The following is a 26,756-nucleotide window of genomic DNA, read 5'->3' on the forward strand; positions in this document are numbered from 1 at the left end:
TCCATGGCGACCAAGACGCTCTCCGAGATCACCGCTGACGGTCTTTGGCACAACAACCCCGGTCTGGTTCAACTGCTCGGTCTCTGCCCGCTGCTGGGTGTCAGCAGCTCGGTGGTCAACGCACTTGGTCTGGGTCTGGCGACCATCCTGGTGCTGGCCGGCTCCAACCTTGCCGTGTCGCTGATTCGCAGCGCCGTGACCGACGCTGTGCGCCTGCCCGCCTTCGTCATGATCATCGCCGCGCTGACCACCTGTATCGAACTGCTGATGCAGGCCTTTACCTATGAGCTGTACCAGATCCTCGGCATTTTTATCCCGTTGATCGTCACCAACTGCGTGATCCTTGGTCGTGCCGACGCTTTCGCCTCGAAGAATCCGCTGCTGCCCTCGCTGGTCGACGGTTTCATGATGGGCCTGGGCTTTACCCTGGTGCTGATCGTGCTGGGCGGCCTGCGCGAGCTGGTCGGCCACGGCACGCTGTTTGCCGGCATGGACCTGCTGCTCGGCCCGACTGCCGCAGATTGGAAGCTGGTGGTATTCCCCAACTACAAGGACGTGCTGTTCGTCATCCTGCCGCCCGGTGCGTTCGTCTTCATGGGCCTGCTGATCGCCCTGAAGAATCTGATCGACGCCAAGGTCAAGGAACGCGCCGCAGCTCGTGAAGCCAAACCGGCCGCGGCAGGCAGCAAGCGGGTGCGTGTCACCGGCACCATCAGCTGAAACAGGCGACGCGATGAACAAGGAAAAGCGCTACGAAATCTTCCGCCGGCTGCGCGAGGATAATCCTCATCCGACTACCGAGCTGAAATTCAGCACGCCGTTCGAGTTGCTGGTGGCGGTAACACTTTCGGCGCAGGCGACCGACGTTGGCGTCAACAAGGCGACCGACAAACTGTTCCCGGTCGCCAATACTCCGGAAGCCATCTATGCATTGGGTGTCGATGGCCTGAGCGAGTACATCAAGACCATCGGCCTGTACAACAGCAAAGCCCGCAACGTCATTGCCGCCTGCAAGATTCTGATCGAAGAGCACGACAGCCAGGTGCCGCAGACACGCGAGGCACTCGAAGCCCTGCCCGGCGTCGGCCGCAAGACCGCCAACGTGGTGCTCAACACCGCTTTTGGCCAGCCGACCATGGCGGTGGACACGCATATTTTCCGCGTCAGCAATCGCACCGGCATTGCACCTGGCAAGAACGTGCTTGAGGTCGAAAAGAAGCTTCTCAAGCACGTGCCCAAGGAGTTTCTGGTAGACGCCCATCACTGGCTGATCCTGCACGGTCGCTATGTCTGCAAGGCGCGAACGCCGCAGTGCGGCAGCTGTCGTATAGAGGATTTGTGCGACTACAAGCACAAGACATCCGACTGAATCCCAAGCGCGATCCCGCCTCCGGTAACGCAGTGAAAACACACTGCGTTTCTTCGTCAAATTCAATTGAAAAAATCTATTTCCGCAAATTCGTATCTGCGTTTATAAGGTGCGCAAATGACATGTTCAGCGTGGAGTTGAGTCATGAGCCAAGCCAAATCAGATATCGAACTGGACGACGACGAGTTCATCGAAGACGATGACACCCCCGATACCGACAGCGCACCCATTTCCAAAAGTAGCCTGACCAAGCGCCGCTTGATCGACAACTATCTGGAAGAGCGACGTCTGCAAAGGGAGCTTAGCGACTTCGATTTTGATTGACATCCCTGAAAGCGCAGGCCCTGCCCTGCGCTTTTTTTCGCCAAGAGCTATCGCTCATATCTATCAGCGCAATTAAACAAATTCGATTCATTAATCGCTTGGCTCTGACTACCCTGACAACACTACTAATGATTCTTGTTAAGCGTGTTCAGGGATACCGCCATGACCAAGACCATCACCTTCGCCTGCATGCACTTTTCCATCGCCTTCGGTGTGGTGTACCTGCTGACCGGCAGCATCATGATCGGTGGTGCGGTCGCGTTGATCGAGCCGGCCATCAATACCGTGGCGTTCTACTTTCACGAAAAACTCTGGAATCGGCTGGAGCGCCGCCGGCATGTTCGCCGGGCGCGCTTGCCGATTCCGCTTTCTGTCTGAGCCGAAAAAAGCGGAACTTTATCCCCGATTTGCGGTTAAATCTCCTGAATCCCTCAGGAAGAGAACCCGCTTGCTACGCTTTCCCGGAATTCGTGCCCTTTGCACTGCCCTGCTTGCCTGCCTGCCTCTGTCGGTGCAAGCCGAGCCCTATGCCTACCCGGTGTCCAACCCCTTTATGGCAACCGTTGCAGGCACTCCTGAACGGCTGCAGGCTGCAGTCCCCCCGGAAGTAGAAGTACAGCAGGTCGACCTCAAGGTTCGCGTGCTGCCCGAGCGCCACCTGCCGCCGGCACTGTCCCAGTATCGCGATCTGCACTATCGAGTAGCCTGGCACGATAAGCCCGCCCCGCTGATCTTTCTGATTGCCGGCACCGGCTCCGGCTACGACAGCAGCCGCATGGATTACCTCAAACGGCTATTTTGGCAGGCTGGCATGCATGTCATCGTACTGTCCTCGCCTACCAATCACGACTTTATTGCCGCCGCCTCGCGAAGCGGCATGCCGGGCATTGCTGCAGACGATGCGCGGGATCTGCATACCGCCATGAGCATGGCCCTGGCAAAGGCGCGCAATGAACTCGATCTGGAAATCACCAGCTACCGACTTGCCGGTTTCAGCCTGGGCGCACTGCATGCGGCCTTCGTCGCCGAGCTGGACGAGCACCTGGGCCAGTTCGATTTTCAGCGGGTATTGCTGCTCAACCCGCCAGTGGATCTGTATGCCTCGGTTCGGCGGCTGGATGCGCTGTCCTATACCCGTATTGCCGGCGTCAGCGACAACGACAGTTTTTACGAACATATCTTTCAGAAACTGTCCCGTCACTTTGCCAGCCGCGGCAACAGCGATATTCAGGCCAGTCTCTTCGAGGAAATTCAGAGTTCACCGCAAGCCCTGACCGATGCGGAGCTGGCCATGCTGATTGGCGCCGTATTTCGTTTCGCAGCCGCCGATCTGAACTTCATGAGCGACCTGATCAATGGCGGCGGGCGCTATGCTCCGGCTGATCAACGTCTGAAGGTCAGCACATCACTCACACCCTATCTTCGCCGCGCGCTGTTCTGCGATTTCAGCTGTTATGTCGAAACCCAATTGCTGCCGGCCTGGCAAAGCCGCAACGCCGACGGCGACCTGCAACAGATGGCGGAACAGGCCAGCCTCAGACACCTGAGCGCGTTTCTGCACGGCAATGCGAAGATTGCCGTGGTCAGTAACGCCAGTGAGCTGATTCTGACCCGCGACGATTACCATTTCCTTGCGCAGACCTTTGGCGAGCGCGCCTTTCTGTACCCCTCGGGTGGTCACGGGGGCAATCTGGACTATGCGCCGGTAGCCCGACGGTATCTGCAATTTCTACAGGGAGGCTCGCAATGAAGGCGTTACTCAATCTGCCCCTGCTGGCCTGCCTGATCAGCGCGCCAACGCTCGCCGCCGAGCCGGTCGACACAGTGCCGCTGTACAGTGACCCGCTGCTGGAGCTGGACATCGATGAAAGCGAAAATCGCTACCAGTTTGAACGCTCCAGCCTGCGTGCACTCAACGTGCAGGATCCAATCGAGGGCTTGAACCGCCGCATCTATCGTTTCAACGCACAATTCGATCGCTATGTGTATTTGCCCGTTGTACGCACCTATGCATGGGCCACTCCGCGGCCAGTTCGAACTGGCGTATCCAATATTTTCAATAACCTGGGTGAGATTCCTAATCTCGGAAACAGCTTATTGCAGGGTAAGTTCAAGCGCAGCGGGCAGACCACCGCTCGCCTGCTGTTCAACAGTATCTTCGGGCTGGCCGGGATATTTGATGTAGCCGGAAAAATGGGACTGCCCCGGCAGAAGGAAGACTTCGGCCAGACACTCGGCGTCTGGGGCGTGCCACCGGGCCCCTATCTGGTTCTTCCGTTTTTGGGGCCATCCAGCCTGCGCGACGGTACCGGACGAACCGCAGACTGGGTGCTGGAGGATTACGTCAACTACATGCACAGCCGGGACGTTATGAACGACTATCAGGCGACCTGGGGCATTTGGGCGATTGATCTGCGTTACCAGACACCCTTCCGCTATGGCGCGCTGGACAGTCCGTTCGAATACGACCAGGTACGCTACCTGTATACCAAGTTGCGTGAATTTGAGGTCGACAACTAGCCGACGCGGAAAATGATGTGGTCTTCCCAGTCGTCGTCCGGCACGCTGCCCTCAGCCAGCATCTGACCGGACTGGGAGATTCCCGCTTTATGAACGGCATTGCGATCACCGCACACCAGATGGTGCCACGGCGGCAGGTCCTCACCTTCGGCTACCAGGCGATAGCCGCAACTGGGTGGCAACCAGGCAAAATCCTGCGCCTTGCCCGGCGTCAGCTGAATGCAGTCTGGCACGAATTGGCGACGGTTCGGGTAATCGCTGCAGCGGCAGGTCTTGAGGTCGAGCAGCTTGCAGGCAATGCGGGTGTAGTAAATCGCCTGCGGTTCGTCTTCATCTTCCAGCTTCTGCAGGCAGCACAGGCCGCAGCCATCGCACAGCGACTCCCACTCGTCCTGATCCAGCTGCTCCAGGGTTTTGCGCTTCCAGAACGGCTCAACACGCATCGCCATCGCTCAGCCCTCCTCACGCAGACTGTCACCCAGCCAAGCCATCAGGCTGGCCAGATCGAACGGCCAATCCAGTTCGGCGCCGCTATCTACGCGCTGCAGCACAGGAATGCGCAGCTGGTAGCGTTCCATCAGCTCGTTGCTGTCGACGATATCTACCTGATTGACCTGCACATCCGTCATCAGCGGCGCCAGCTCGGCAAGAGCCGCATCACACAGGTGGCACCCCAGGGTGCCGTAAAGATTGAGCTGAATCATTGGCTGCACACAGAAACTGGAAAGCCGGCATTCTACCCTGTTTGCCCTTCTCTGCCGACCACGCTTGGCAGCGATGCCGCCATCCAACATACTCAGGGCACTGCCTATGGAGAGTTCTATGGATTGGGAAACACTACTGTGCCGCGAGCGGCTGGGTAAAACCTTCACCAGCGATGAGGAATTGGGCCGCACCCCCTTCCACAAAGACCACGACCGCGTCATCTTCTCTGGGGCTTTCCGCCGGCTCGGCAAGAAAACCCAGGTTCATCCGGTCTCCAGCAACGATCATATCCATACCCGCCTGACCCATAGCCTTGAAGTTGGCTGTGTGGGCAGATCGCTCGGCATGCGGGTCGGCGAGATGCTGCGCGGGCAGTTGCCGGAATGGTGCCAGCCTGCAGATCTGGGTGTCATCGTTCAGGCCGCGTGTCTGGCCCATGACATTGGCAACCCGCCCTATGGCCATTCCGGCGAAGACGCCATACGCCACTGGTTCAGGCAAGCTGCCGACCAAGGTCTGCTCGATGCCTTGAGTGATGCCGAGCGCAATGACTTCCTGCACTTCGAAGGCAATGCCCAGGGATTCAGGGTGCTGACCCAGATCGAATACCACCAGGCCGAAGGCGGCATGCGCCTGACCTACGCAACCCTGGGCGCCTACCTCAAGTATCCCTGGACGGCACGGCATGCCGATACGCTTGGCTACAAGAAAAACAAGTTCGGCTGTTATCAGGCCGAATACCCGCTGCTCAAGCAGATTGCCGAAAAGCTCGGGCTACCCGCCCAGGGAGATCAGCGCTTCAGTCGCCACCCCCTGGTGTATCTGGTCGAGGCCGCTGACGATATCTGCTATGGCCTGATTGACCTGGAAGACGGGCTGGAAATGGATTTGCTTGCCTACGCTGAAGTTGAGCAAGTCCTGCTCGATCTGGTCGGTGACGACCTGCCGGAAACCTATCGGCTACTCGGCCCCCAGGACTCCCAGCGCCGCCGGCTGGCCATTCTGCGCGGCAAGGCGATAGAACATCTGGTCAACGCTGCTGCGGAGGCCTTCATTGAGCAGCAACCAGCGCTGTTGGCGGGCGATCTGGAGGGTGATCTGGTCGAGCACATGCATGGCGCGGCCCGGCGCTGCGTACTCGACGCCAAGCAGATGGCACGCAAGCGCATCTTCCAGGACAAACGCAAGACGCTGCACGAAATCGGCGCCTACAGCACACTGGAAACACTGCTGGATGCCTTCTGCGGCGCAGTCAACGAGCTGCATGCCGGTCAGAACCTCAGCTTCAAGCACCAACGCATTCTCGATCTGCTGGGCCACACCATACCGCAGGCGGACTGGCCGCCCTATCGCAGCTATCTTCGGGTAGTGGATTTTATTGCCGGGATGACCGATCTGTATGCAGCCGATATGGCAGCCCAGATTCGCGGTATCAGTCGGAACTGAGCGCTCGCCTTTCAAGCCGGGCAAGTAGCATGTCTACCAGTAATAACTGCGCGCTCAAGGCCTGCGTGGCCGTCTGAAAGTAGCCAGCTGAGTCAATTCCCGGCTCAGGGCTGTCAAGCAGAGCGCTGATGCGTTCGAGCAGTACATCGAGCGCATCCTCCGCCGCCCTGACCGGATGGTCGACCAATGAGCGCAGCTCCGGATCCGAGGCCAACCGTGCCAGCACGGCATAGCACTGCTCACGAAGCTGCGCCGCCAGCGCCGCCAGCTTCGCCCGCGCGCCCGCCTGATTCTGGCGATTGGCCGCAATCCCGGTACCTATCGCCCGGGATTGACCAACGATCTCGGTGTTACGCAATAACTCCAGCCACAGACCGTCGGCCTGCGGCGCAAGCCGGCCGAGGCATACCAGATCATGGCGTTCAGCCAAGCCCTGCACCGTTGCCAGCAGATTACGTATCATCTCGTTGTGGATGAGAAGCATCGACTCCGGATCCTGCTCCTCCCTGCCCTCCTCGAGCTGAGTCCAGCACGCCAGTGCATCGTGCCAGCTGCCGTGCCAGTGGAGGGAGGGCTGATAGAGTTGACAGGTTTCAAACAACTGATTGACCTGCTGGTGGACCGACCAGCGCCGTGCTTCAAGGCTCCGCTCACCGGACATGACCCCGTAGCTGAGTCCCCGGTGACGTTGCACCTGCTCGACAAGCTGGCGCAGCACACGAATCTGGGCAAGGACCGAGAGTAGGGCCTTGCGCTCACGGCGACGCCTGTAGTGGACGCTGACGCCCCATCCGATCAGCACTAACACCACTATCGCTGCAAGCACCGCCCCCATTCTCACTCCTCCCCGAAAGCCAGATCAGCTTCCGAGTTCATGCCACGGCAGACAGAAGTTCAATTCGGTAACCATCCGGGTCTTCAACGAAGGCCAGTACCCGAGTACCGTGTTTCATTGGCCCGGCCTCGCGCACGATCTTGCCTCCAGCCTGCCGAATCTGCTCGCAGGCAAGATAGACATCCTGAACTTCAATCGCGATGTGCCCGTATCCGGATCCGAGATCGTAGGAAGAGGTGTCCCAGTTCCAGGTCAGTTCCAGCACGGCGTGGTCCGCCTCGTTTCCGTAGCCGACAAACACGTTGGTAAAGCGTCCTTCTGGATAGTCCTTGCGCCTTAACAGGGTCATACCCAGTACCTCGGTGTAGAAGGCCACGGACTTTTCAAGATCTCCGACCCGGAGCATGGTGTGCAGAATTCGCATGATCGCTACCCTTGCGTGTCGATGCAGCCAAAGCTACCGGTTTACCACCACTGCTAGCAACATATAAACGAAAACGCCCGGCGAAATTGCTTCCGCCGGGCGTTTTGTCGTCACAATGAATGCTGATCAGATCAGCTTGCGACCTTTACCGGCTGCGATGCGCATGCGCAACGCGTTCAGTTTGATGAAGCCGGCGGCGTCGGCCTGGTCGTAAGCACCGGCGTCGTCCTCAAATGTAGCGATGTTGGCGTCGAACAGAGAGTCATCAGACTTGCGACCAACAACCATGATGTTGCCCTTGTACAGCTTCAGGCGAACCACACCGTTTACGTTCAACTGGGACGCATCGATCATCTGTTGCAGCATCACACGCTCGGGGCTCCACCAGAAACCGTTGTAGATCAGCTCGGCATACTTCGGCATCAGGCTGTCTTTCAGGTGCGCAACTTCACGGTCCAGCGTGATGGACTCGATAGCGCGGTGGCCCTTCAGCATGATGGTGCCGCCGGGGGTCTCGTAGCAGCCACGGGACTTCATGCCGACGAAGCGGTTCTCAACGATATCCAGGCGACCAATACCATTGGCACCACCGACCTTGTTCAGGTAGGTCAGGACCTCAGCCGGGGTCATGTCCTTGCCATCGATCGCGACGATGTCGCCCTTGCGGTAGGTCAGTTCGATGTAGGTGGCCTGGTCCGGTGCGTTCTCCGGGGAAACAGTCCAACGCCACATGTCTTCCTCGTGCTCGGTCCAGGTATCTTCCAGCACGCCACCTTCATAGGAGATGTGCAGCAGGTTGGCATCCATCGAGTAGGGAGACTTCTTCTTGCCATGGCGCTCGATCGGAATGCCGTGTTTCTCGGCATAATCCATCAATTTTTCGCGGGACAGCAGATCCCATTCGCGCCAGGGAGCAATCACTTTCACGCCAGGCTTGAGCGCGTAGGCACCCAGCTCGAAACGAACCTGATCGTTGCCTTTGCCGGTAGCGCCGTGGGAGATGGCGTCACCACCGGTTTCGTTGGCAATTTCGATAAGCCGCTTGGCAATCAGCGGACGGGCGATAGAGGTACCCAGCAGGTACTCGCCTTCATAGACGGTGTTGGCACGGAACATCGGGAACACGAAGTCGCGGACAAACTCTTCACGCAGGTCGTCGATGTAGATTTCCTTTACGCCCATGGCCTGAGCCTTGGCGCGTGCAGGTTCCACTTCCTCACCCTGACCGAGATCGGCGGTGAAGGTGACCACTTCGCAGTTGTAGGTTTCCTGCAGCCATTTGAGGATGACCGAGGTATCCAGACCGCCGGAATAGGCCAGGACGACTTTGTTGACTTCTGCCATTACATGCTCCCTTAAGCAAGACTGAACCGCCACCCCATAGGGAATGGGCGAAAGCATCTATTCTAGCGCCAGAGCAGCAGGATTCACAGGGGAGAGGTCTTCGACTTTCGGGTCTTGTGCCGATTGAGAAAGCAGATCCAAGGGCTGCGCGTCAGTCGTGCTGCAGCCGCACCATTACCCGGCGATTGGCTGCACGACCTTCGGCGGTGCGATTACTGGCGACCGGATAGCTGTCGCCGTGAAAACGCATTGTAAACAGGTTTTCGTCAACGCCCTGCTCGGTCAGGTAGTCCCGCACGGCAAGTGCGCGCTGGCGCGACAGTTCCCGGTTGTCCAGGCGGTTGCCCTGATTATCCGAGTGGCCGTCGAGAATGATACCACTGAGGCTTTCATCGGCATTTATGTACTGCAGGATGGCGTCGAGCCTGGTTTTGGCGTCGGCGCTCAGATTGCTGCCTCCGGCACCAAAGCTGATGATGCTCTGAGCTGCCTGCGACGCACTGATCGGCAGCAGGCCGCTGATGCACTGTTGAAAGTCCAGCCGCGCCTTTTGATAGCCCACACTGGAAACCACCACCCTGACTGGATCGCCCCCTACCTGGCTGCCACGCATGATGGTTGGCTGCAGGCCCGAGGCCAGTCCGGCGAGCATGCGGCCAGCCTGCTCATAGGGCGCCGTCATGGTATAGGTACCCGCGCCTACCACAATTTGCCCGACCGGCTGGGCGGCCGTCCCCGGGCGCCAGGGGGGCGGATCGTTGAATACCTGGGCCGGGCCGGGGCGCATCGGGTTATCCCAGGCTTTCAATTCGAATTGCGGATGCTCTCCGGCACGCCGCACAAAACTCGCCTCACCGTATCCTGCGACTGACTGAGTCAATCGGCAGGCAAACTGATCCCCTTCGACCTGCCATTGCACGTCTTCCATGCGGGTCTGAAAGGTCATTGCCTCGGCAGAAAACGCTAGCGCTGCCAGAACGACCAGAGGGATTCGTGTCACACGGTTCTCCGATTGCCGCCCCCTGAAAACCGGGGCGCCTGCTTCTATTGCCTGTGTCATCGGCGCGTGCGGGAAAAACTTTATCCTGCAAATCAAAAAAATGCCGGGCGTCACCTCAATCGGAATTCTGGCCCTGCACGGCGCACCCATAGCGACTGATCTGCCGGCTAACCTTGCGCACAGGCGCCCTCGGAGTGTCAAAGCCGGGTTGATTGGGTTAGCATTGCGCCATTGATCTGGACTGGAACCCCACGCATGACCGACCGCCTGACGCTAATTCGCCCGGACGACTGGCATATTCACCTGCGCGATGGCGCAGTACTGCAGCACACCGTACCGGATGCAGCTCGCGCCTTCGGCCGCGCCATCATCATGCCGAACCTGGTACCCCCGGTACGTGACGCTGAGGAAGCCGCCGGGTACCGCGAACGCATTTTGGCTGCACGCCCGGCCGGCTCCCGTTTTGAACCGCTAATGGTCCTGTACCTGACCGACAAAACCTCTCCGGAGATTGTGCGTCAGGCGCACGCCAGTGGCCTGGTGGTTGCCGCCAAGCTTTATCCGGCCGGTGCCACGACGAACTCGCAGTCTGGCGTTACCGCGCTGGAGAACATCTATCCGGCGCTGGAAGCAATGGCCGAGGTCGGCATGCTGCTGCTGGTACATGGTGAGGTCACCCATGCCGAGGTCGATATTTTTGACCGTGAGAAAGCCTTCATCGACCAGCAGCTTGTCAAACTCGTGGACCGCTTCCCGGCCCTGCGTGTGGTGTTCGAGCACATTACCACCGCTGATGCGGTGAGCTTTGTCAATCAGGCTCCAGCCAACGTTGGCGCAACCATTACTGCGCACCACCTGCTGTTTAACCGCAACCACATGCTGGTTGGCGGCATCCGTCCGCACCTGTTCTGCCTGCCGGTACTCAAGCGTCAGACTCACCAGCAGGCGCTGTGTGATGCAGTCGTATCCGGCTCCAGCAAATTCTTCCTCGGCACCGATTCGGCTCCCCATGCCCGCCATGCCAAGGAAGCCGCCTGTGGCTGTGCCGGATGCTATACCGCTCACGCGGCCATTGAGCTGTATGCAGAGGCCTTCGATGAACTCGGTGCCCTGGAGAAACTGGAAGGTTTTGCCAGCCTCCACGGCCCCGATTTTTACGGTCTGCCACGCAACACCGACACCATCACCCTGGAACGCGACAGCTGGACCGTGGCCGATCAATTGCCCTTCGGCGATCAATGTATTGTTCCACTGCGTGCCGGCGAACAGATTCGCTGGCGCCTGGTCTGACCTTCCACATCGACACAGCAAAGGATATTTCGTGAGCGAGTTCGACTTCGAAGGCGAAGAACAGGATGTCTTGCCAAGCGGCAAGGCCAAATCCCCTCTGGCCTATCGTTTCCGGGGCTTTCTCCCGGTGGTCATTGATGTTGAAACCGGCGGTTTCAATGCAGCGACCGATGCGCTTCTGGAAATCGCAGCCACCACCATCAACATGGATGAAGAAGGCATGGTCTACCCGGACCACACGACCTTCTTTCGTGTCGAGCCCTTCGAGGGTGCCAACATTGAACAGGCGGCACTGGAGTTTACCGGCATCAAGCTGGATCACCCGCTGCGCCAGGCAGTAAGCGAAGAGCATGCATTGACCGAGATTTTCAAGCACATCCGAAAGGCCGTTAAATCTGCCGGCTGCAAGCGAGCCGTTCTGGTTGGGCACAACGCTTTCTTCGATCTGGGCTTTCTCAACGCCGCAGTCGAGCGCACACAGATCAAGCGTAATCCGTTTCATCCGTTCTCCTGCTTCGATACTGCGACGCTGGGCGGCCTGGCTTACGGTCAGACAGTGCTGGCGAAAGCCTGCAGCGCTGCCGGTATCGACTTCGACGGCCGCGAGGCCCATTCGGCGCGTTATGACACCGAGAAGACAGCAGACCTGTTTTGCACCATTGTCAATCGCTGGCGCGAGATGGGTGGCTGGCCACCCGTAGAGTAATCCGCACGTAAAACCCGGCTTCAGGCCGGGTTTTCGTTTCCCCATCAGGGTTGCCCGACCGCGGCGCTGCGGTTAAGGTCCTAATGGATTTCAAATCATCCACTACACTGAACAGGTGAATGTGTTCGGCCCTGTTACAGGATCGGGCCTCGCACGCTGGCGGGCTGCTGTCTTGCAGTCGCCACAGACAATCAGAAAAAGGAGCTACATCACATGATGCGCAAATCCCTTGCCCTGCTGTTCTCAGCCACAATCGGATACGCTTCACTGGGTGCAACAACCGCGGCAGCCGAAACCTTTGTCACCATCGGTACCGGTGGTCAGACCGGTGTTTATTACGTGGTCGGTCAATCGGTCTGCCGCCTGCTCAACCGCAATTCAGCCGAACACGGCATTCGTTGCAACGCTCCCTCCAGCGGTGGTTCGGTCGCCAACGTCAACGCTATCCGTGGCGGCGAGATGAACATGGGCGTGGTGCAATCGGACATTCAGTACAAATCCTATGAAGGCATTCAGAGCTTTGAATCCGAAGGCCCCTTCAGTGATATGCGTGCCCTGTTCGCCCTGCATGGTGAGCCGCTCACTATTGTAGCCCGCAACGACGCCAACATCGCCGGCGTTAAGGACCTCAAGGGCAAGCGCGTCAACATCGGCAATCCGGGCTCCGGTCAGCGCGATACCATGGACGTTGTTATGCAGGCGCTGGGCTGGACAGTTGACGACTTTGCCCTGGCCTCTGCGCTCGATGCAGCCGAGCAGGCAGCAGCACTCGGTGACAACAACATCGACGCCATGGTGTATGTCGTCGGTCATCCGAACGGCTCCATTCAGGAGGCCACCACCACTGTCGACGCCAACCTGGTATCGGTATCCGGGCCGGAAATCGATCAGTTGATCAGCGATCGCCCCTACTACGCCAAGGCGATCATTCCGGGCGGCCTGTATCGTGGCAATGACGCCGACACCGAGACCTTCGGCGTGCGTGCAACGCTGGTAGCCTCTACTGCTACCGATGACGAGACTGTCTACCAGACAGTGAAGGCGGTATTCGAGAACTTCGACCGCTTCAAGCGCCTGCACCCGGCCTTTGCCACCCTGAAGGAAGAGGAAATGATCAAGGACGGCCTCTCGGCACCGCTGCACGAAGGCGCCATCCGCTACTACAAGGAACGCGGCTGGATGTAACACCAAACGGGCCATCCTCAGGGGTGGCCCGGCTGTTTTCGGTTACCCGATTTACCTTGCTGCCGCCATTTCGGCAGCCCCGGACGCGGGTCCACGAGATCTCGTTCCTATCGCGGCGCCCACAGGCATGCTGCACCGGCAGGACAACTGCCGCACCATAATCAAAATGCACAGGAGAAGCGCGCAGCCATGAGCCAACCAAGCGACGCCACCGACCTCAACACTGAACTGGAAGATCTGGTCGCCACCAGTGATACCGGTGCCCGCAAGCCCACCGGCCTGGCCAAAAATCTGCTGATGGGCATTGCAGCGATATGGTCGCTGTTTCAGCTGTGGATCGCCTCGCCGCTGCCTTTTCTGGTCGGCTTTGGTGTATTCAACAGTACCGAGGCGCGCTCGATACACCTGGCTTTTGCGGTGTTTCTCGGCTTTATGGCCTACCCCGCGTTCAAACGCTCGCCGCGAGAGTATGTGCCGGCTATTGACTGGATTCTGGCGCTGATCGCCGCTTTCTGCGCCGCGTATCTCTATCTGTTTTATGCCGAGCTGGCAGAGCGCCCCGGCAGGCCGACAACCCAGGATGTCGTGGTTGCCGTGACGGGGCTGATCCTGCTGCTCGAAGCTACGCGCAGAGCGCTCGGCCCGCCACTGATGATCGTCGCCCTGGTCTTCATCATCTATTCGGTGGCCGGCCCCTATATGCCCGGCATCCTCGCACACCGTGGCGTCAGCCTGGAAGCGCTGACCAACCACCAGTGGCTCACCGCACAGGGCGTATTCGGCATTGCATTGGGCGTATCGACCAGCTTCGTCTTCCTGTTCGTGCTGTTTGGTTCACTGCTCGATAAGGCCGGCGCCGGCAACTACTTCATCAAGGTTGCCTTCTCGCTGCTTGGGCATTACCGAGGCGGACCGGCTAAAGCTGCTGTGGTCGCCTCCGGCATGACCGGCCTGATCTCGGGCTCCTCCATCGCCAACACTGTTACCACCGGCACCTTCACCATCCCGATGATGAAACGGGTCGGCTTCTCGGCGGAAAAGGCCGGCGCGGTTGAGGTTGCCTCCTCGGTCAACGGCCAGATCATGCCCCCGGTGATGGGCGCTGCCGCCTTCCTGATGGTCGAGTACGTCGGCATTTCCTATGTCGACGTCATCAAGCATGCCTTTTTACCGGCGCTGATTTCCTATATCGCACTGATTTATATCGTTCATCTGGAAGCGGTCAAGGCCGGTATGCAGGGCCTGCAGAGCAGCAATCCACCCCGTCCGCTGCTACGCAAGATCATTGGCTTTCTCACCGGCCTGCTGCTGTTGATGGCGCTGTCATTCGCGGTCTATTACGGCCTTGGCTGGCTCAAGCCGGCGCTGGGGGACGCCGCCGGCTGGGTGATCGCCGGTGCCCTTGCCATCGTTTATATCGGGCTGCTGAAGATCGGTTCACGCTACCCGGAACTGGAGCTGGACGCCCCCAACTCCCCGGTGGTTCACCTGCCGCAGACCCGTCCGACGGTCATGTCCGGGCTGCATTTCATCCTGCCGGTGATCGTGCTGATCTGGTGCCTGATGGTTGAGCACCTCTCCCCCGGGTTGTCGGCATTTTGGGCAACGATCCTGATGATCGTGATCATGCTCACCCAACGCCCGCTGATGGCGGCGTTTCGTGGAGGTGGCGATACCGGCAGCGCGCTACGTCAAGGCTTTGAAGAACTCTGGCAGGGGCTGGTAGCCGGTGCGCGCAACATGATTGGTATCGGCATCGCCACCGCGACCGCAGGAATTATCGTCGGTGCAGTCTCGCAAACCGGCGTTGGCCTGGTGCTCGCTGACCTGGTCGAAATCCTGTCAATGGGCAACCTGATGCTGATGCTGATGCTGACCGCGGTGCTCAGCCTGATCCTTGGTATGGGCCTGCCGACTACCGCCAACTACATCGTAGTTTCGGCCCTGCTGGCACCGGTCATCGTGACCCTGGGGCAGGAAAGCGGCCTGCTGGTGCCCCTGATCGCAGTGCATCTGTTCGTGTTCTATTTCGGCATCATGGCCGATGTGACGCCGCCAGTTGGTCTGGCTTCCTTTGCTGCAGCTGCGGTATCGGGTGGCGACCCTATCCGAACCGGGTTTCAGGCCTTCTATTACAGCCTGCGCACAGCCGCACTGCCCTTCCTGTTCATCTTCAACACTGATCTGCTGCTGATCGACGTGGACCTGCTGCACGGCATCATCATTTTCGTGGTGGCCACCATCGCGATGCTGATCTTCGCAGCGGCCACCCAGGGCTGGCTGGTCGTCAAAAGCCGATGGTATGAAAGCCTGCTGTTGCTGCTGGTCGCCTTCACGCTGTTCCGTCCGGGCTTCTGGATGGATATCGTTCATGACCCCTATCGTTCAATTCCGCCCGCGCAGCTGGAGCAATCCCTTGAGCGACTTGATAAGGGCAGCAACCTGCGTGTTCAGGTCGCCGGGGAAGATGACATCGGCCAGCCACGGACCTTCTTTGTGCTGGTCCCGGTTCCCGAAGGGGCCAATGGCGCTGAACGCCTGGACAAACTGGGCTTGCTACTGATGGAAGATGGCGACCGGACAATCGTTGATATGGTGACCTATGGCAGTCCCGCAGCGGATCTGGGCTTTGAGTTCGACCAGGAGATCGTCGAAATTCTGGCTCCGGTAGATCGCTGGGCCAAGGAATGGATGTGGATTCCGGCCGTTGGGGTATTCCTGCTGGTATTCGGACTGCAATGGCGTCGGCGCCCCGCCGGCGCCCATGCGTAAGGAAATGATCATGTACGACAAGATACTGTTGCCCATCGACCTCAACCACAAGCAATCATGGGAAAAGGCGCTGCCAACCGCTCTGAACCTGTGCCAGACCTATCAGGCATCCTTGCACATCGTGACCGTTGTTCCCGACTTCGGCATGCCTCTGGTCGGCGGCTTCTTTCCGCGCGAATTTGCTGAACAGGCCAAAAAAACCATCAGTGACGGGCTTAAGGCCTTTGTTGCCGAGCACGTGCCCAAAGGCGTCAAAGTGCAGCGCATCGTCGCCGACGGCAAAGCTTATGAGGCTATCCTCCGGGTCGCGCGCAAGCTGGATGTTGATTTGATCGTGATGGCGTCTCACAAGCGTAAACGGCTTGAAGACTACCTGCTTGGCACCAACGCGCTGCGCGTCGTGCAACAGTCAAAACGGTCCGTGATGATTATCCGCTAATACTCCAGCCCATTTGGCACAGAATCTGCGTCGATATTGCGGTGCGATATGGGCTGCCAGCCTCCAACATAGCGTTTTTGCCGGCTCGCAATTGCGATGGCTTGGCAAAGGCGCTTTTGCCTGTGTGAACACCAGCCAACAGACAGTTAAAAGCGCTTAGCAGTACCGACAGGACTATCGAATGAGTACCTCGTTCTGGAAATCAGGCCACACCCCCACGCTAATTTCGGCGTTTCTATATTTTGATATCAGCTTTATGGTCTGGTACCTGCTGGGTCCAATGGCGGTGCAAATCGCTACCGATCTGGCGCTTGACGCGCAGCAACGGAGCATCATGGTTGCCACACCGATTCTATCCGGCGCGCTCCTGCGGCTGCTGCTTGGCTTTTTGGCGGACCGCCTGTCGCCGAAACTGGCAGGTGTCATCGGCCAGTTGATCGTCATACTCTCGCTGTCGATCGCCTGGCTGCTTGGTATCGACAGCTACGAACAAACGCTGCTGCTGGGGTTGGGTCTAGGCTTTGCGGGCGCGTCCTTTGCCGTTGCCCTTCCGCTGGCGTCACAGTGGTATCCGCCCGAGCATCAGGGAACAGCCCTGGGCATAGCCGGTGCCGGCAACTCGGGAACCGTTCTGGCCGCCCTGTTTGCGCCGGGCCTGGCCTATCTGTTCGGTTGGCAGAACGTGTTCGGGCTGGCGCTTATCCCGCTGAGTATCACCCTGCTTGTGTTCTTGCTGCTGGCACGCAATGCGCCTGATCGCCCGCCGCCAGCCGCGCTTGCGGACTACGCACGTGCACTGCGCAATACGGACAGCGCCTGGTTCATGTTCTTCTACAGCATCACCTTCGGCGGCTTCATCGGCCTGGCCAGTGCGCTACCCGGGTACTTCAGCGACGAATACGACCTTGATCCAGTTCGCGCCGGTTATTACACAGCGGCCTGCGTGATGGTCGGCAGCCTGATGCGGCCAGTTGGCGGACCGTGGAGCACAAGGCGCGGCAACCAAGGCCGACCAGGATCCCCGGCGGCCTTGTCCATGGCATATCAGGCTTTGACGGGCTTGATCGCGTCAAGCATGCGACCCATGGCTGCGTGAATCGCATTGACCGCCTTAAGTGGGCGGACCATGACCTTGAAGTCAACGATCTTGCCTTCGTCATTCCACTGGATCATGTCGATGCCATTGATGGTAATGCCGTCAATCTCGGTCTGAAATTCCAGTACCGCGTTGTTGCCATCAACGACTTCACGCAAATACCGGAAATGCCCGGGCTCGTTCAATGTCTTGAACGCCGCGGAGAGATACAGCGTTGTGATCGGCTTGCCAACCTGCGGGGTATGCACCACCGGCGAATGAAACACCACCTCATCAGCCAGCAGATCCGCCAGCCCGCTCGGGTCCTGTGCCTCGACAACCTTATGCCACCGCTCGATTACACTGCTCATTGCTCCTCCTTGTTGTTATCCGCGTGAAGCCTATTGTTGGCCGCTTTGTCGAGCAGCGGCAAGGGAGATTCAGGTGGTGAATTGGAAGGTAACGGATTTGACGTGAAAGGCAGTTATTTGCCCTTCAGTAGCGGATAGCAAGCCGTAAACAAGATAGTCAGCTGGACTTAAACATCATTCTTCCCGTCTCAGCCAGCACAGTTGACGCTGGTTGCCAAATCACGAGGGTTAGTCTTTTTGAGTTATTGGGCTGATGGCCAGTTAACGCTAATCTCAACTAACTCTGTCGCCAAAACCATCTCAAGGGAATGACACATGATTCGTAGCTGTTCACGACTATTCGTCCTTTTTATAACCTTGGCGCCGTTTGCCTCAATTGAAGCTGCGGTGAGTATTGGGGCCGCAGAAGCGGAATCCCGAGCAGAAGCCTGCAGCGAAGCCAGAAGTAACTCCAGAATGCGGGTTCCTAACAATGTTTCCTATCAAAATACGCAGTCCTGCGACTGCGAGTCAATCGACGATGAAATGGAAGAGCTATGGTACTGCGAGGTATCCACTCATTACACATTACGCGAGCAAAGAATAACTAGCGGCTCCAATACACCAAGTAACAATGGAACAGGCGCCAACATTCCCAGAAGAAGCATATATGTATCTCCCGGGTTCAACTGATACGCCGCTCCCCCAAAACCCCCAAAAAAGATCAGGTTACATGATGAAAAAAACTGCGCTCGCCATACTAGTATTTGTTTTTACCAGCACCATAAACGCCTACACACATGCAGAGGACCTAAAATATATTTACTGCATTGCAGATGAGATTAATGTTTTAACTTCTCCGCCACGGCGCTATATGACAGATGTGTTTTTTGTGGCCAGAGATGAGAGCACATCATCACTGGAGTCGGAATTTGTTCGTCACCTGGAGGGACAGTTTGGAATCAGCAGAGCGCAGCTGTGGAGCAACTGCCCTGTCTATTACAGTCTGGACGCAGCCAGACGAAATCATCGCGATTTTGCCAGCACCTCAAAATATAATGTTCAGCCATCACTTTTTGTTAAAAACTAGCCATGCCCTGTCTTGACTGCTCATACCAGCAAGATGAAATCAAAAAAAATCCAGGTGGCGCATGAAACCGATCAGTGACGGTGACGGTGACGGTGACGGTGAGAGGGTATAACCGACCATCGACCAAGCATGCGCTACCCAGATGTTTTTTTCTTCTAATTCCGGTATGGGAAATATCAAACCATTTAACTTACCGACATATCAGAATCATCTAGGCGACACGAACTAAGAGATCGGCCAGTTATCTGACCACTACGATGACATGACACTCCACAATCGTAGGCTAGGCAGTTGCGCTCTCCCGTTGCTGATCCGCCCACAGCCGTGCGTAGGCACCCTGCCTGACCAGCAGTTGGGCGTGGGTGCCCTGCTCCACTACCTCGCCCTGGTCAATCACTGCAATGTTGTCGGCGTGGACGATCGTCGAGAGACGGTGGGCGATGGCCAAGGTGGTACGACGCTCGGCAACCAGGTTGAGGGCGTCGAGAATGCGGCGTTCAGCGTGGGTATCGAGCGATGCCGTGGCTTCATCCAGAATCAGGATCGGTGGGTTCTTGAGCAGTACGCGTGCGATGGCAATACGCTGCTTTTCGCCGCCGGAGAGCTTCAGGCCACGTTCACCCACCGGGGTATCCAGTTTCTGCGGCAGGCTGCGCACGAAGGTATCCAACTGCGCCAACTCCAGCACCCGCCAGATCTCATCCTCACTGGCGCCGGGTGCCCCATAAGCAACGTTGTAACCAATACTGGCGTTGAACAACACCGTATCCTGCGGTACCACGCCGATGGCGCGGCGCAGACTATCCTGGGTCACGCTGCGAATGTCCTGACCGTCGATGCTGATGCTGCCGCTGTCTACGTCGTAGAAACGGAACAGCAGCCGCGCCAGCGTGGATTTACCCGCACCGCTGGCACCGACAATCGCCAGGGTCTGTCCCGCCGGGATATCGAGAGTAATGCCTTTCAGCACCTCACGCCCCTGATCGTAGCGATAGTGCACATCATGAAACCGAACTGATGCTCCATGCAGTTGCAGCGCCTTGGCATTGTCAGCGTCCAATACCTTGAGCGGCGCGCGCAGCAGCGTGAACAGCCGCTCGATGTTGGTCAATGCCTCGCGGATCTCACGGTAGACGAAACCGAGGAAGTTGAGCGGAATGAACAGCTGAATCATGTAGGCATTGATCATCACCAGCTCACCAACGGTCATGCTGCCGGCGCTGACCTCGCGCGCCGCCAGCACCATCATCAAGGTGACAGCCCCCGCGATAATCAGCGCCTGCCCCGAGTTGAGTGCCACCAGCGACAGGCGGTTCTTCATCCGAGCCGCTTCCCAGTCCTGCAGGTTGCGGTCGTACTCGCTGGCTTCAAACGCCTCGTTGCCGAAGTATTTGACCGTTTCGAAATTCAGCAGGCTATCGATGGCGCGGGTATTGGAGCGGTTGTCCATCTGATTGCTTTCGCGCACGAAGCGGTTGCGCCACTCGGTGCACCAGATGGAGAAACTGCCATACAGCAGCACCGCCACCAGCACGGCCGCCGCGTACACCGCGCTGAAGTTGGCGAGCAGAATCACACTGATCAGGCCAATCTCGATCAGCGTTGGCAGAATGTTGAACACCATAAAACGCAACAGAAAGCTGATGCCTGACGTACCTCGTTCGATGTCACGGGCCAGACCGCCGGTGCGCCGCGACAGATGAAAACCGAGGTCAAGCCGGTGCAGATGCTGAAACACCTGCAGTGAGATGCGCCGCATCGCCCGCTCGGCAACGCGGGCAAAGACCGCATCGCGCAGCTCACCGAAAAATACCGACGAGAAACGCAGCACACCGTAGAACAGCAATAACGCTGCAGGCACCAGTACCAGTGCGTCAGCGGCGTTTTCAAAGTGATCAACAATCAGTTTGAGCAACCAGGGCACCGCTACGCCGGCCAGCTTGGCAACCAGCATGCAGAGCATGGCCAACACCACCCGCCCACGAAACTCGCGCAGATAGGGCAACAGATCAAAGATGATGCGCCAGTTGACCGGGCCACCGGCGTACTGGCTGTCGGAACGTGGGCGCACTGCAACTCTCGGCAGAAAAAGGAATGGCTGAAAACACAAAGGGCCTGAGCGCAAACGCGTTCAGGCCCTAGAAGTGTACCGCATGTAGGGCGGCGTAGCTGCGCTCAGTCCTCGTGCGGAATCGGGTCCGGGTTACGGTCCCAGCCGACCAGCAGCAATGTGGTTGCGATACCGATCAGCAGGCCTATCCAGGGCTCGAAGAACGCCAGTGCGGCACCGATCAACACCACCGCGCCGCGGGAGGTGTTGTTCTTGGGAATCGCCATGGCGATATAGGCGCAGGCAAACCCGGTCAATACCAGCGTCAGCGACAGCGCAATCCCAAGCAGCGGCTTCAGCCCGGTCAGCAGCGGCAGCAGGAAGAACAGGATCGGAAGACCCATCAGGTAATAGGACGCCAGACCGCTGTGCAAGCTGCCCATCGCTTCCTTGCCCTGTTTCCAGCGCTGCATGATGATCACGTGCACGCCGGTCCACAGTGCCCCCTGGGTCGGGAAGAACGGCGCGCTGATCCCCATAAGCGCGTTACGAATGGCCAGCGAGATGTGCGAGCGGGTCGGGTTGATGTCGATGTGCTCATCCTGGCGATTTTGCAGGCCTTCACGAATGACTTCGTTACCGGTCACCAGATCGCCGAACAGGATCACGTAGGTGATCAGGGCCAGCGGCATCCCCTGAATGAACATCTCCATGCTTGGCCAGCCAATGGCAAACGGCGACACTTTGGCCCAGGCATCGCCCAGCGGCGGAATCAGGATGCCCCACTGAATGTCGTAGCTCACCTCACCCACCATCGGGCCGATAATGCCCGCCAGCACAAAGCCGGGCAGCAGGCCGAGTGCGCCAAGCAGCGCGAAGAAACGGTATTTTTCTTTCAGTTTGGCCATGGGCAGGCTGAAAGCAAAGATCAGGCAAACCGCGCAGGCGATGGTCGTTGCGATCGGCTGTTGCAGCAGAAAACGATCAGCGTCATCGACCAACACCCTTTTCAGCGCAGCGATAGCGGCACCAAGGATGATCCCCGCTTTCAGCGTGTCGGGTAGCCAGAGCATGAAACGTTTGCCAAGCCCGGTGATACCCAGCAAAAACAGCAACAGCGCAAAATCCAGAGATAATGCAGTCATCGCCTGGAAGCGCTCATCCGGGGTTTCGTAGCCACCAAGCACAAAGGCAAGTACCAGCGGCAGGGCCGGCGTAATCCAGCCCGGTGCGTAAGGTTCGCCGAAGACGATGATCGACGAGGTGATCAGAATCGAATGAATAAGCGAGACGGCGACGGCCTCTTCGAAGCTCAGACCGAAAAAGCCGGTCATCAGCGGGACCAGCGACAGGCCTGTTGCGGCTGCGATCAGCAGGCCCTGAAAGAACTCCGGCCAGCACAGCTTGGAGTGATAGAACGGCAAGCGGAAGGTAAACGGCCCCCAGCGCCAACCAGGTTGTTCAGGTTGCGACATACCCATCTCCAGTATTGTTGATTGTTCTTCTTATTTGGCTCACCCGACGGTGGGCCTGCTCTGATTATGCCAGCCAGAGCGGCTGGCGGGTGACCAAGGTGTCACCATCACTGTTGTCGATGAAGCGAACGTGCCGCAGCTTATCCGCCAACCAGACACAGCAGCAGCGGTAGCGAACGCACTCCGCTGCTGCCCGTTTCAGTCCATCACCTCAGCAAAGAATTGCTTCATGGCCGAGAAAGCACGCTTGGCAACAACCGGATTGTACTCAGCCTTCCCCGGCATCGCCGCGTAGGGGTCGCTGAACGAATGGACAGCACCACCATAGCTGATCAACTGCCAGTCAACATTGGCAGCACGCATTTCCGCACTGAAATCGGCAACCTGCTGATCCGGCACGAAGGGATCGTCCGCACCGTGAAGAACCAGAACCGGCATGCGAATAGCCTTGGCGTCATCAGGGTTGGGGGTATCCAGGTTACCGTGGAAGGAGACGACGCCGCGAATTTCCGTACCGGAACGCGCAAGCTCAAGTACCGTTCCGCCGCCAAAACAGAAGCCGATGGCCGCCAGATTATCAATATCCAGCGGGACCGCCCCCTGTTGGGCACGCAGTACGTCCAGGGCGGCATTGGCTCGCGCCCGCATCATCGGCCGATCGTTGCGGACCGTGGTGGCCGCAGCAGCCGCTTCGTCCGCATTCTGCGGACGGATATCACGGCCATACATGTCTGCTACAAACACCACATATTCAGAACCGGCCACCTTGGCCGCCTTCTCGGCCGCGGCCTCGGTGACCCCCATCCAGTTGGGCACCATCAGCACCCCCGGGCGCGGCGTGGTGACCGCCTCATCAAAGACCAGCAACCCTTCATAGGGCTGGCCGTCGATTTCGTAAAGCACCGTCTGCACGGTGATATCCGCCTGCGCCATACCGGCCAGACCGCTCAACACCAGCGTTGTCAGCGTTCGTTTCATTCCTGCCTCCTGGGTCATTGGTATAACAAGATAGCTCAGCATACTCCGCACGCAGGCGCAGAAAAGGTTCTTTGCGGAATTTCTGTGCGAACCGCCCCTGCGGTTTTCCATTGCATCGACGTGCTGTTGCCGAGTCAGTATTTCGCCTCCACGGCGAGCCAAGGGGGGCTGCTTGCCCAGCCCCCCTTGGCGATCCCCCCGGGCACCCGGCTACGCGGCCCTGCGGGTACGCTGCGTTGCTCGGCTTGGCAGGGGCCGGCAGAACTCGGCTCTGCGAGCCTCAGACAGGCTGCCGTCCTGTTTCCTGCCAACCCTGCGCTACTCGCCCGCGTAAACGGGACGAACCCCGGTGCACACTTCATCATTGGAGCATTTGGCACGAATCATGAGGCATTTCTTGTCCGGTTCGCACAATCACAAAAAAGCCCCTGTTCTTTCGAACAGGGGCTTCGCTTACCGCATAGGAGTCGATTAACCGAGCGACTTGACCGCTTCGATCATCTGCACCATCACCTTCTGGGCATCGCCATACACCATCGAGGTGTTGTCGAGGAAGAACAGTTCGTTCTCGACACCGGAGTAGCCCTTGCCCTGACCACGCTTGACCACGTAGGCCTGACGCGCCTGATCCACGTTGAGGATCGGCATGCCGTAGATCGGGCTGGACTTGCGGGTACGCGCGGCCGGGTTGACGACGTCGTTGGCACCCAGAACGATGGCAACATCGGCCTGTGCAAACTCTTCGTTGATGTCTTCCAGGTCATGAATGATGTCGTACGGTACACCGGCTTCAGCCAGCAGTACGTTCATGTGACCCGGCATACGGCCGGCAACCGGGTGAATCGCGAAGCTCACTTCAACGCCCTGCTTCTGCAGCAGTTTCACGAATTCGTACAGCTTGTGTTGCGCCTGGGCAACCGCCAGACCGTAACCCGGTACGATAATGACCTTGTTCGCATAGAACATGGAAATCGCCGCATCCGATGCGTCACAGGCCTTCATGGTGCCCTGGATTTCGCCGTCTGAGCCATCGTCTTCACCACCGAAGTCACTGAAGATGATGTTGCTGACCTGGCGGTTCATCGCCTTGGCCATCATCAGAGTCAGCAGCGTACCAGCGGAACCTACCACAGTACCGGCAATGATCATCGCCGGGTTTTGCAGTACAAACCCTTCAAAGGCAACCGCCAGACCGGTGAAGGCGTTGTACAGGGAGATCACGACCGGCATGTCTGCACCACCGATCGGGGTGGTCAGCAGCACGCCCAGTGCCAGCGCAACGGCAAAGAACACCAAAATCAGCAGAATCGGCGTTTCTTCAGCCCCCACAACCGCCATGACGGTGACAACCGCACCGATGAACAGCGCACCACACAGCAGCGCAGCGTTGACGTACTGGTGCTTGGGCAGGCGCCAGGCCTTGTTCATGCGGCCATCGAGCTTGGCCCAGGCAATCAGCGAGCCGGACAGTGCAACTGCACCGATCAGACCACCCAGGATCGCCAGCACGGTCACAACCGGGCCGTGCGCCAGCGCGTTGCCGGACAGCAGCTCGGTGGCAGCAATCGCGGCAGCAGCACCGCCACCCATGCCGTTATAGAGGGCAACCATCTGCGGCATATCGGTCATGGCAACACGCTTGCCACTGATCCACGCCCAGCCGATACCCAGACCCAGCGCAATTACCAGCAGGATCACGTTGGTGGTCAGGTACGGCTCGGCGCGTGCGCTGACGTCAAAGCCGTACAGGAAGGCGGCAGCAACCGCCAGCACCATGCCGCCACCGGCGACAACGATACCCGAACGCGCGGTAACCGGGCTGGCCATGCGCTTGAGGCCGTACAGAAACAGAAATGCTGCGACAAAGTAGGCCGCGTCAATCAAAAACGTACTGAACATGGTCTACTTACTCCTTGTCCGCACCAGAGGCTTTATTGGTCGGCTTGAACATTTCAAGCATCCGCTCGGTGACCACATAGCCACCCGCCGCGTTGCCTGCGCCCAGCAGAACACCAACAAAACCGATCACCTGCTCAAGGGTGGAGCCTGCGTTCAGCAGGGCCCACATGGCACCCACCACCACGATACCGTGGATGAAGTTGGAGCCGGACATCAGCGGGGTGTGCAGAATGGCCGGAACCCGGCCGATGATTTCGTAGCCGGTAAACGCGGCCAGCAAAAAGATATACAGGGCAACGAAGCCTGTAATGGTAGTTGTCATTTCCATCAAACCGTCCTCAGGCCAGCTGTTCGACAGCGGCGCGCGCTGCGTCATTGCGGATTTCACCGTCGTGGGTCAGTACCGAGCGAGCCAGCACCTCATCTTCCCAATCCAGCGACAACTCGCCGTCCTTGACCATCAGGCCAACCAGAGCCAGCAGGTTACGGGAGTAGAGCTCAGAGGCGTGCTCAGCGAGGTGACTGGCGATGTTCAGTGGTGCAACGATGGTTACCGGACCAACTTCCACAGTGTCACCAGGCTGAGTCAGCGGGGTGTTGCCACCGCCTTCTGCCGCCAGGTCGATGATCACCGAGCCGCTCTTCATGCCCATGATCTGCTCTTCGGTCAGAATCTTGGGGCTTGGCTTGCCGGGGATGGACGCAGTGGTGATGATTGCATCGGCCTGCTGAACGTGACGGGTCAGCACATCATTGACCTGTTTCTGCTCTTCAGCCGTCAGCTCACGGGCGTAACCGCCCTCGCCTACCGCAGATACACCGGTGTCGACGAACTTGCCGCCAACCGACTGTACCTGTTCACGGACTTCAGGACGTACGTCGTAGCCTTCGATCATCGCACCGAGGCGCTTGGCGGTTGCCAGCGCCTGGAGGCCGGCCACACCAGCCCCCATGACCAGAATCTTGGCCGGACGCAGGGAGCCCACCGCTGTGGTCATCATCGGCAGAATCCGGTGCAGGTGAGTACCAGCCATCAGCGCAGCGTAGTAGCCAGCCAGAGCAGCCTGGGAAGACAGCGCGTCCATTGCCTGGGCGCGAGTAATACGCGGAATCAGCTCCATCGCAAAGCAGGTAATACGCTTGTCACGCAGTGCTTTTACGATTTCGGGCTCGCGCTGTGCATAGATGAAGCAGCACAGAATGGAGCCTTCCGGCATTTCCTGAATGTCTTCCAGCGACGGTGGCTGCACTCGGAAGAACAGCCGGGTCTCGGCCGGAGCCGGGGCCACGGCCGCACCGGCCTGAGTGAAGTCATTGTCGGGAATCCGGGCCAGCAAACCAGCACCGGGTTCGACACAAGGCTCGATGCCAAGCTTCTGCAACTTGGCAACGACCGCAGGCACCAGCGCGACACGTTTTTCGTGGCGCCGGGTTTCTTTAGCAACATACAAACTGATAGCCATGGTCACTCCTGGGAAAA

26 protein-coding genes and 1 pseudogene are annotated in these 26,756 nt (G+C 58.6%); 14 read left to right on the forward strand and 13 right to left on the reverse strand.

Features of this window, described 5'->3' with window-relative positions; genetic code table 11:
• Nucleotides 1-3 precede the first annotated feature (3 nt).
• The 6 genes from O5O48_RS14435 to O5O48_RS14460 all read left to right on the forward strand — a co-directional run bounded on the left by O5O48_RS14435 (nt 4) and on the right by O5O48_RS14460 (nt 4,213).
• Nucleotides 4-720 carry an electron transport complex subunit E gene (locus O5O48_RS14435; protein ID WP_228244981.1) on the forward strand — a complete coding sequence of 239 codons (717 nt, stop codon included), beginning with the start codon at nt 4-6 and terminating at the stop codon, nt 718-720.
• A 13-nt stretch (nt 721-733) separates the two neighbouring features.
• Nucleotides 734-1,369 carry an endonuclease III gene (gene nth / locus O5O48_RS14440; protein WP_228244982.1) on the forward strand — a complete coding sequence of 212 codons (636 nt, stop codon included), beginning with the start codon at nt 734-736 and terminating at the stop codon, nt 1,367-1,369.
• A gap of 144 nt (nt 1,370-1,513) precedes the next feature.
• Nucleotides 1,514-1,693: a PA3496 family putative envelope integrity protein gene (locus tag O5O48_RS14445; RefSeq protein ID WP_088274291.1), complete on the forward strand. Its 180-nt coding sequence runs from the start codon at nt 1,514-1,516 to the stop codon at nt 1,691-1,693.
• 162 nt (nt 1,694-1,855) lie between these two features.
• Nucleotides 1,856-2,071: a DUF2061 domain-containing protein gene (locus O5O48_RS14450; protein ID WP_233049623.1), complete on the forward strand. Its 216-nt coding sequence runs from the start codon at nt 1,856-1,858 to the stop codon at nt 2,069-2,071.
• 70 nt (nt 2,072-2,141) lie between these two features.
• Nucleotides 2,142-3,443 (forward strand): serine/threonine protein kinase, encoded by a 1,302-nt coding sequence (locus O5O48_RS14455; RefSeq protein WP_269687381.1) that lies wholly within the window; start codon nt 2,142-2,144, stop codon nt 3,441-3,443.
• A complete protein-coding gene (locus O5O48_RS14460; protein WP_233049621.1) occupies nt 3,440-4,213 on the forward strand; it encodes an MlaA family lipoprotein in 774 nt (257 codons plus the stop codon). Before O5O48_RS14455 ends, O5O48_RS14460 begins: the two co-directional genes overlap by 4 nt.
• Here O5O48_RS14460 and O5O48_RS14465 read toward each other — a convergent pair.
• On the reverse strand, nt 4,210-4,662 hold the full coding sequence (locus tag O5O48_RS14465; protein WP_228244986.1) for a YcgN family cysteine cluster protein: 453 nt from the start codon (nt 4,660-4,662) through the stop codon (nt 4,210-4,212). The genes O5O48_RS14460 and O5O48_RS14465 overlap by 4 nt on opposite strands.
• Before the next feature lie 3 nt (nt 4,663-4,665).
• Nucleotides 4,666-4,917 carry a glutaredoxin family protein gene (locus tag O5O48_RS14470; protein ID WP_228244987.1) on the reverse strand — a complete coding sequence of 84 codons (252 nt, stop codon included), beginning with the start codon at nt 4,915-4,917 and terminating at the stop codon, nt 4,666-4,668.
• 118 nt (nt 4,918-5,035) lie between these two features.
• On the opposite strand from O5O48_RS14470, the gene O5O48_RS14475 reads away from it, so the two are divergent.
• Nucleotides 5,036-6,364 (forward strand): deoxyguanosinetriphosphate triphosphohydrolase, encoded by a 1,329-nt coding sequence (locus O5O48_RS14475; RefSeq protein WP_269687382.1) that lies wholly within the window; start codon nt 5,036-5,038, stop codon nt 6,362-6,364.
• Here O5O48_RS14475 and O5O48_RS14480 read toward each other — a convergent pair.
• The 4 genes from O5O48_RS14480 to O5O48_RS14495 all read right to left on the reverse strand — a co-directional run bounded on the left by O5O48_RS14480 (nt 6,351) and on the right by O5O48_RS14495 (nt 9,967).
• On the reverse strand, nt 6,351-7,199 hold the full coding sequence (locus O5O48_RS14480) for a nitrate- and nitrite sensing domain-containing protein (protein WP_269687383.1): 849 nt from the start codon (nt 7,197-7,199) through the stop codon (nt 6,351-6,353). The two genes, O5O48_RS14475 and O5O48_RS14480, sit on opposite strands and share 14 nt — an antisense overlap.
• A gap of 37 nt (nt 7,200-7,236) precedes the next feature.
• On the reverse strand, nt 7,237-7,623 hold the full coding sequence (gene gloA / locus O5O48_RS14485; RefSeq protein ID WP_228244990.1) for a lactoylglutathione lyase: 387 nt from the start codon (nt 7,621-7,623) through the stop codon (nt 7,237-7,239).
• Nucleotides 7,624-7,749: 126 nt separating this feature from the next.
• Nucleotides 7,750-8,967, reverse strand: a complete 1,218-nt coding sequence (locus tag O5O48_RS14490) for an argininosuccinate synthase (protein WP_088274300.1) — start codon at nt 8,965-8,967, stop codon at nt 7,750-7,752.
• A 151-nt stretch (nt 8,968-9,118) separates the two neighbouring features.
• A complete protein-coding gene (locus tag O5O48_RS14495) occupies nt 9,119-9,967 on the reverse strand; it encodes a flagellar protein MotY (protein ID WP_269687384.1) in 849 nt (282 codons plus the stop codon).
• Between the two features lie 255 nt (nt 9,968-10,222).
• On the opposite strand from O5O48_RS14495, the gene pyrC reads away from it, so the two are divergent.
• The 6 genes and pseudogenes from pyrC to O5O48_RS14525 form a co-directional block, all read left to right on the forward strand.
• A complete protein-coding gene (gene pyrC, locus O5O48_RS14500; protein WP_233049617.1) occupies nt 10,223-11,257 on the forward strand; it encodes a dihydroorotase in 1,035 nt (344 codons plus the stop codon).
• 70 nt (nt 11,258-11,327) lie between these two features.
• Nucleotides 11,328-11,963 (forward strand): ribonuclease T, encoded by a 636-nt coding sequence (rnt, locus tag O5O48_RS14505; protein WP_412779064.1) that lies wholly within the window; start codon nt 11,328-11,330, stop codon nt 11,961-11,963.
• Between the two features lie 213 nt (nt 11,964-12,176).
• Complete coding sequence (locus O5O48_RS14510; protein WP_233049616.1) at nt 12,177-13,148, forward strand: TAXI family TRAP transporter solute-binding subunit; 972 nt, start codon at nt 12,177-12,179, stop codon at nt 13,146-13,148.
• A 189-nt stretch (nt 13,149-13,337) separates the two neighbouring features.
• Nucleotides 13,338-15,920 (forward strand): TRAP transporter permease, encoded by a 2,583-nt coding sequence (locus tag O5O48_RS14515; protein WP_269687385.1) that lies wholly within the window; start codon nt 13,338-13,340, stop codon nt 15,918-15,920.
• 10 nt (nt 15,921-15,930) lie between these two features.
• The gene (locus tag O5O48_RS14520; RefSeq protein WP_088274306.1) at nt 15,931-16,359 is read left to right on the forward strand and encodes a universal stress protein; all 429 of its coding nucleotides are present in this window, start codon (nt 15,931-15,933) and stop codon (nt 16,357-16,359) included.
• Nucleotides 16,360-16,540: 181 nt separating this feature from the next.
• Nucleotides 16,541-17,359 (forward strand): annotated as a pseudogene (locus O5O48_RS14525) (MFS transporter); the annotation flags it as partial.
• A gap of 44 nt (nt 17,360-17,403) precedes the next feature.
• On the opposite strand, the gene O5O48_RS14530 reads toward O5O48_RS14525, so the two are convergent.
• Complete coding sequence (locus O5O48_RS14530) at nt 17,404-17,805, reverse strand: nuclear transport factor 2 family protein (protein WP_269687386.1); 402 nt, start codon at nt 17,803-17,805, stop codon at nt 17,404-17,406.
• A 613-nt stretch (nt 17,806-18,418) separates the two neighbouring features.
• Here O5O48_RS14530 and O5O48_RS14535 point away from each other — a divergent pair.
• Nucleotides 18,419-18,874, forward strand: coding sequence for a hypothetical protein (locus O5O48_RS14535; RefSeq protein WP_269687387.1), 456 nt, complete (start codon nt 18,419-18,421; stop codon nt 18,872-18,874).
• A 283-nt stretch (nt 18,875-19,157) separates the two neighbouring features.
• Here O5O48_RS14535 and O5O48_RS14540 read toward each other — a convergent pair whose 3' ends face one another.
• The 6 genes from O5O48_RS14540 to O5O48_RS14565 all read right to left on the reverse strand — a co-directional run bounded on the left by O5O48_RS14540 (nt 19,158) and on the right by O5O48_RS14565 (nt 26,739).
• The gene (locus O5O48_RS14540) at nt 19,158-20,945 is read right to left on the reverse strand and encodes an ABCB family ABC transporter ATP-binding protein/permease (protein WP_269687388.1); all 1,788 of its coding nucleotides are present in this window, start codon (nt 20,943-20,945) and stop codon (nt 19,158-19,160) included.
• Between the two features lie 104 nt (nt 20,946-21,049).
• The gene (locus tag O5O48_RS14545) at nt 21,050-22,399 is read right to left on the reverse strand and encodes a hypothetical protein (protein WP_269687389.1); all 1,350 of its coding nucleotides are present in this window, start codon (nt 22,397-22,399) and stop codon (nt 21,050-21,052) included.
• A gap of 198 nt (nt 22,400-22,597) precedes the next feature.
• The gene (locus O5O48_RS14550) at nt 22,598-23,377 is read right to left on the reverse strand and encodes a dienelactone hydrolase family protein (RefSeq protein ID WP_269687390.1); all 780 of its coding nucleotides are present in this window, start codon (nt 23,375-23,377) and stop codon (nt 22,598-22,600) included.
• A 471-nt stretch (nt 23,378-23,848) separates the two neighbouring features.
• Nucleotides 23,849-25,276, reverse strand: a complete 1,428-nt coding sequence (locus tag O5O48_RS14555) for an NAD(P)(+) transhydrogenase (Re/Si-specific) subunit beta (protein WP_088274312.1) — start codon at nt 25,274-25,276, stop codon at nt 23,849-23,851.
• Between the two features lie 7 nt (nt 25,277-25,283).
• Nucleotides 25,284-25,604, reverse strand: a complete 321-nt coding sequence (locus tag O5O48_RS14560; RefSeq protein ID WP_172409641.1) for an NAD(P) transhydrogenase subunit alpha — start codon at nt 25,602-25,604, stop codon at nt 25,284-25,286.
• Between the two features lie 10 nt (nt 25,605-25,614).
• Entirely contained in the window at nt 25,615-26,739 is a 1,125-nt protein-coding gene (locus O5O48_RS14565) for an NAD(P) transhydrogenase subunit alpha (protein ID WP_088274313.1), read from the reverse strand.
• Between the last annotated feature and the right edge of the window lie 17 nt (nt 26,740-26,756).

It is taken from the genome of Halopseudomonas sp. MFKK-1 (assembly GCF_027474385.1).
Taxonomy (GTDB): Bacteria; Pseudomonadota; Gammaproteobacteria; order Pseudomonadales; family Pseudomonadaceae; genus Halopseudomonas; species Halopseudomonas aestusnigri.

Coding starts and splice junctions, on each gene's coding strand:
- O5O48_RS14560 (WP_172409641.1), bottom strand. CDS start 25,604: ATGGAAATGACAACTACCATTACAGGCTTCGTTGCCCTGTATATCTTT.
- O5O48_RS14510 (WP_233049616.1), top strand. CDS start 12,177: ATGATGCGCAAATCCCTTGCCCTGCTGTTCTCAGCCACAATCGGATAC.
- O5O48_RS14475 (WP_269687382.1), top strand. CDS start 5,036: ATGGATTGGGAAACACTACTGTGCCGCGAGCGGCTGGGTAAAACCTTC.
- O5O48_RS14555 (WP_088274312.1), bottom strand. CDS start 25,276: ATGTTCAGTACGTTTTTGATTGACGCGGCCTACTTTGTCGCAGCATTT.
- O5O48_RS14480 (WP_269687383.1), bottom strand. CDS start 7,199: ATGGGGGCGGTGCTTGCAGCGATAGTGGTGTTAGTGCTGATCGGATGG.
- O5O48_RS14470 (WP_228244987.1), bottom strand. CDS start 4,917: ATGATTCAGCTCAATCTTTACGGCACCCTGGGGTGCCACCTGTGTGAT.
- O5O48_RS14530 (WP_269687386.1), bottom strand. CDS start 17,805: ATGAGCAGTGTAATCGAGCGGTGGCATAAGGTTGTCGAGGCACAGGAC.
- O5O48_RS14545 (WP_269687389.1), bottom strand. CDS start 22,399: ATGTCGCAACCTGAACAACCTGGTTGGCGCTGGGGGCCGTTTACCTTC.
- O5O48_RS14535 (WP_269687387.1), top strand. CDS start 18,419: ATGGAACAGGCGCCAACATTCCCAGAAGAAGCATATATGTATCTCCCG.
- nth (WP_228244982.1), top strand. CDS start 734: ATGAACAAGGAAAAGCGCTACGAAATCTTCCGCCGGCTGCGCGAGGAT.
- O5O48_RS14450 (WP_233049623.1), top strand. CDS start 1,856: ATGACCAAGACCATCACCTTCGCCTGCATGCACTTTTCCATCGCCTTC.
- O5O48_RS14445 (WP_088274291.1), top strand. CDS start 1,514: ATGAGCCAAGCCAAATCAGATATCGAACTGGACGACGACGAGTTCATC.
- O5O48_RS14465 (WP_228244986.1), bottom strand. CDS start 4,662: ATGGCGATGCGTGTTGAGCCGTTCTGGAAGCGCAAAACCCTGGAGCAG.
- gloA (WP_228244990.1), bottom strand. CDS start 7,623: ATGCGAATTCTGCACACCATGCTCCGGGTCGGAGATCTTGAAAAGTCC.
- O5O48_RS14490 (WP_088274300.1), bottom strand. CDS start 8,967: ATGGCAGAAGTCAACAAAGTCGTCCTGGCCTATTCCGGCGGTCTGGAT.
- O5O48_RS14520 (WP_088274306.1), top strand. CDS start 15,931: ATGTACGACAAGATACTGTTGCCCATCGACCTCAACCACAAGCAATCA.
- O5O48_RS14565 (WP_088274313.1), bottom strand. CDS start 26,739: ATGGCTATCAGTTTGTATGTTGCTAAAGAAACCCGGCGCCACGAAAAA.
- O5O48_RS14550 (WP_269687390.1), bottom strand. CDS start 23,377: ATGAAACGAACGCTGACAACGCTGGTGTTGAGCGGTCTGGCCGGTATG.
- O5O48_RS14460 (WP_233049621.1), top strand. CDS start 3,440: ATGAAGGCGTTACTCAATCTGCCCCTGCTGGCCTGCCTGATCAGCGCG.
- pyrC (WP_233049617.1), top strand. CDS start 10,223: ATGACCGACCGCCTGACGCTAATTCGCCCGGACGACTGGCATATTCAC.
- O5O48_RS14435 (WP_228244981.1), top strand. CDS start 4: ATGGCGACCAAGACGCTCTCCGAGATCACCGCTGACGGTCTTTGGCAC.
- O5O48_RS14515 (WP_269687385.1), top strand. CDS start 13,338: ATGAGCCAACCAAGCGACGCCACCGACCTCAACACTGAACTGGAAGAT.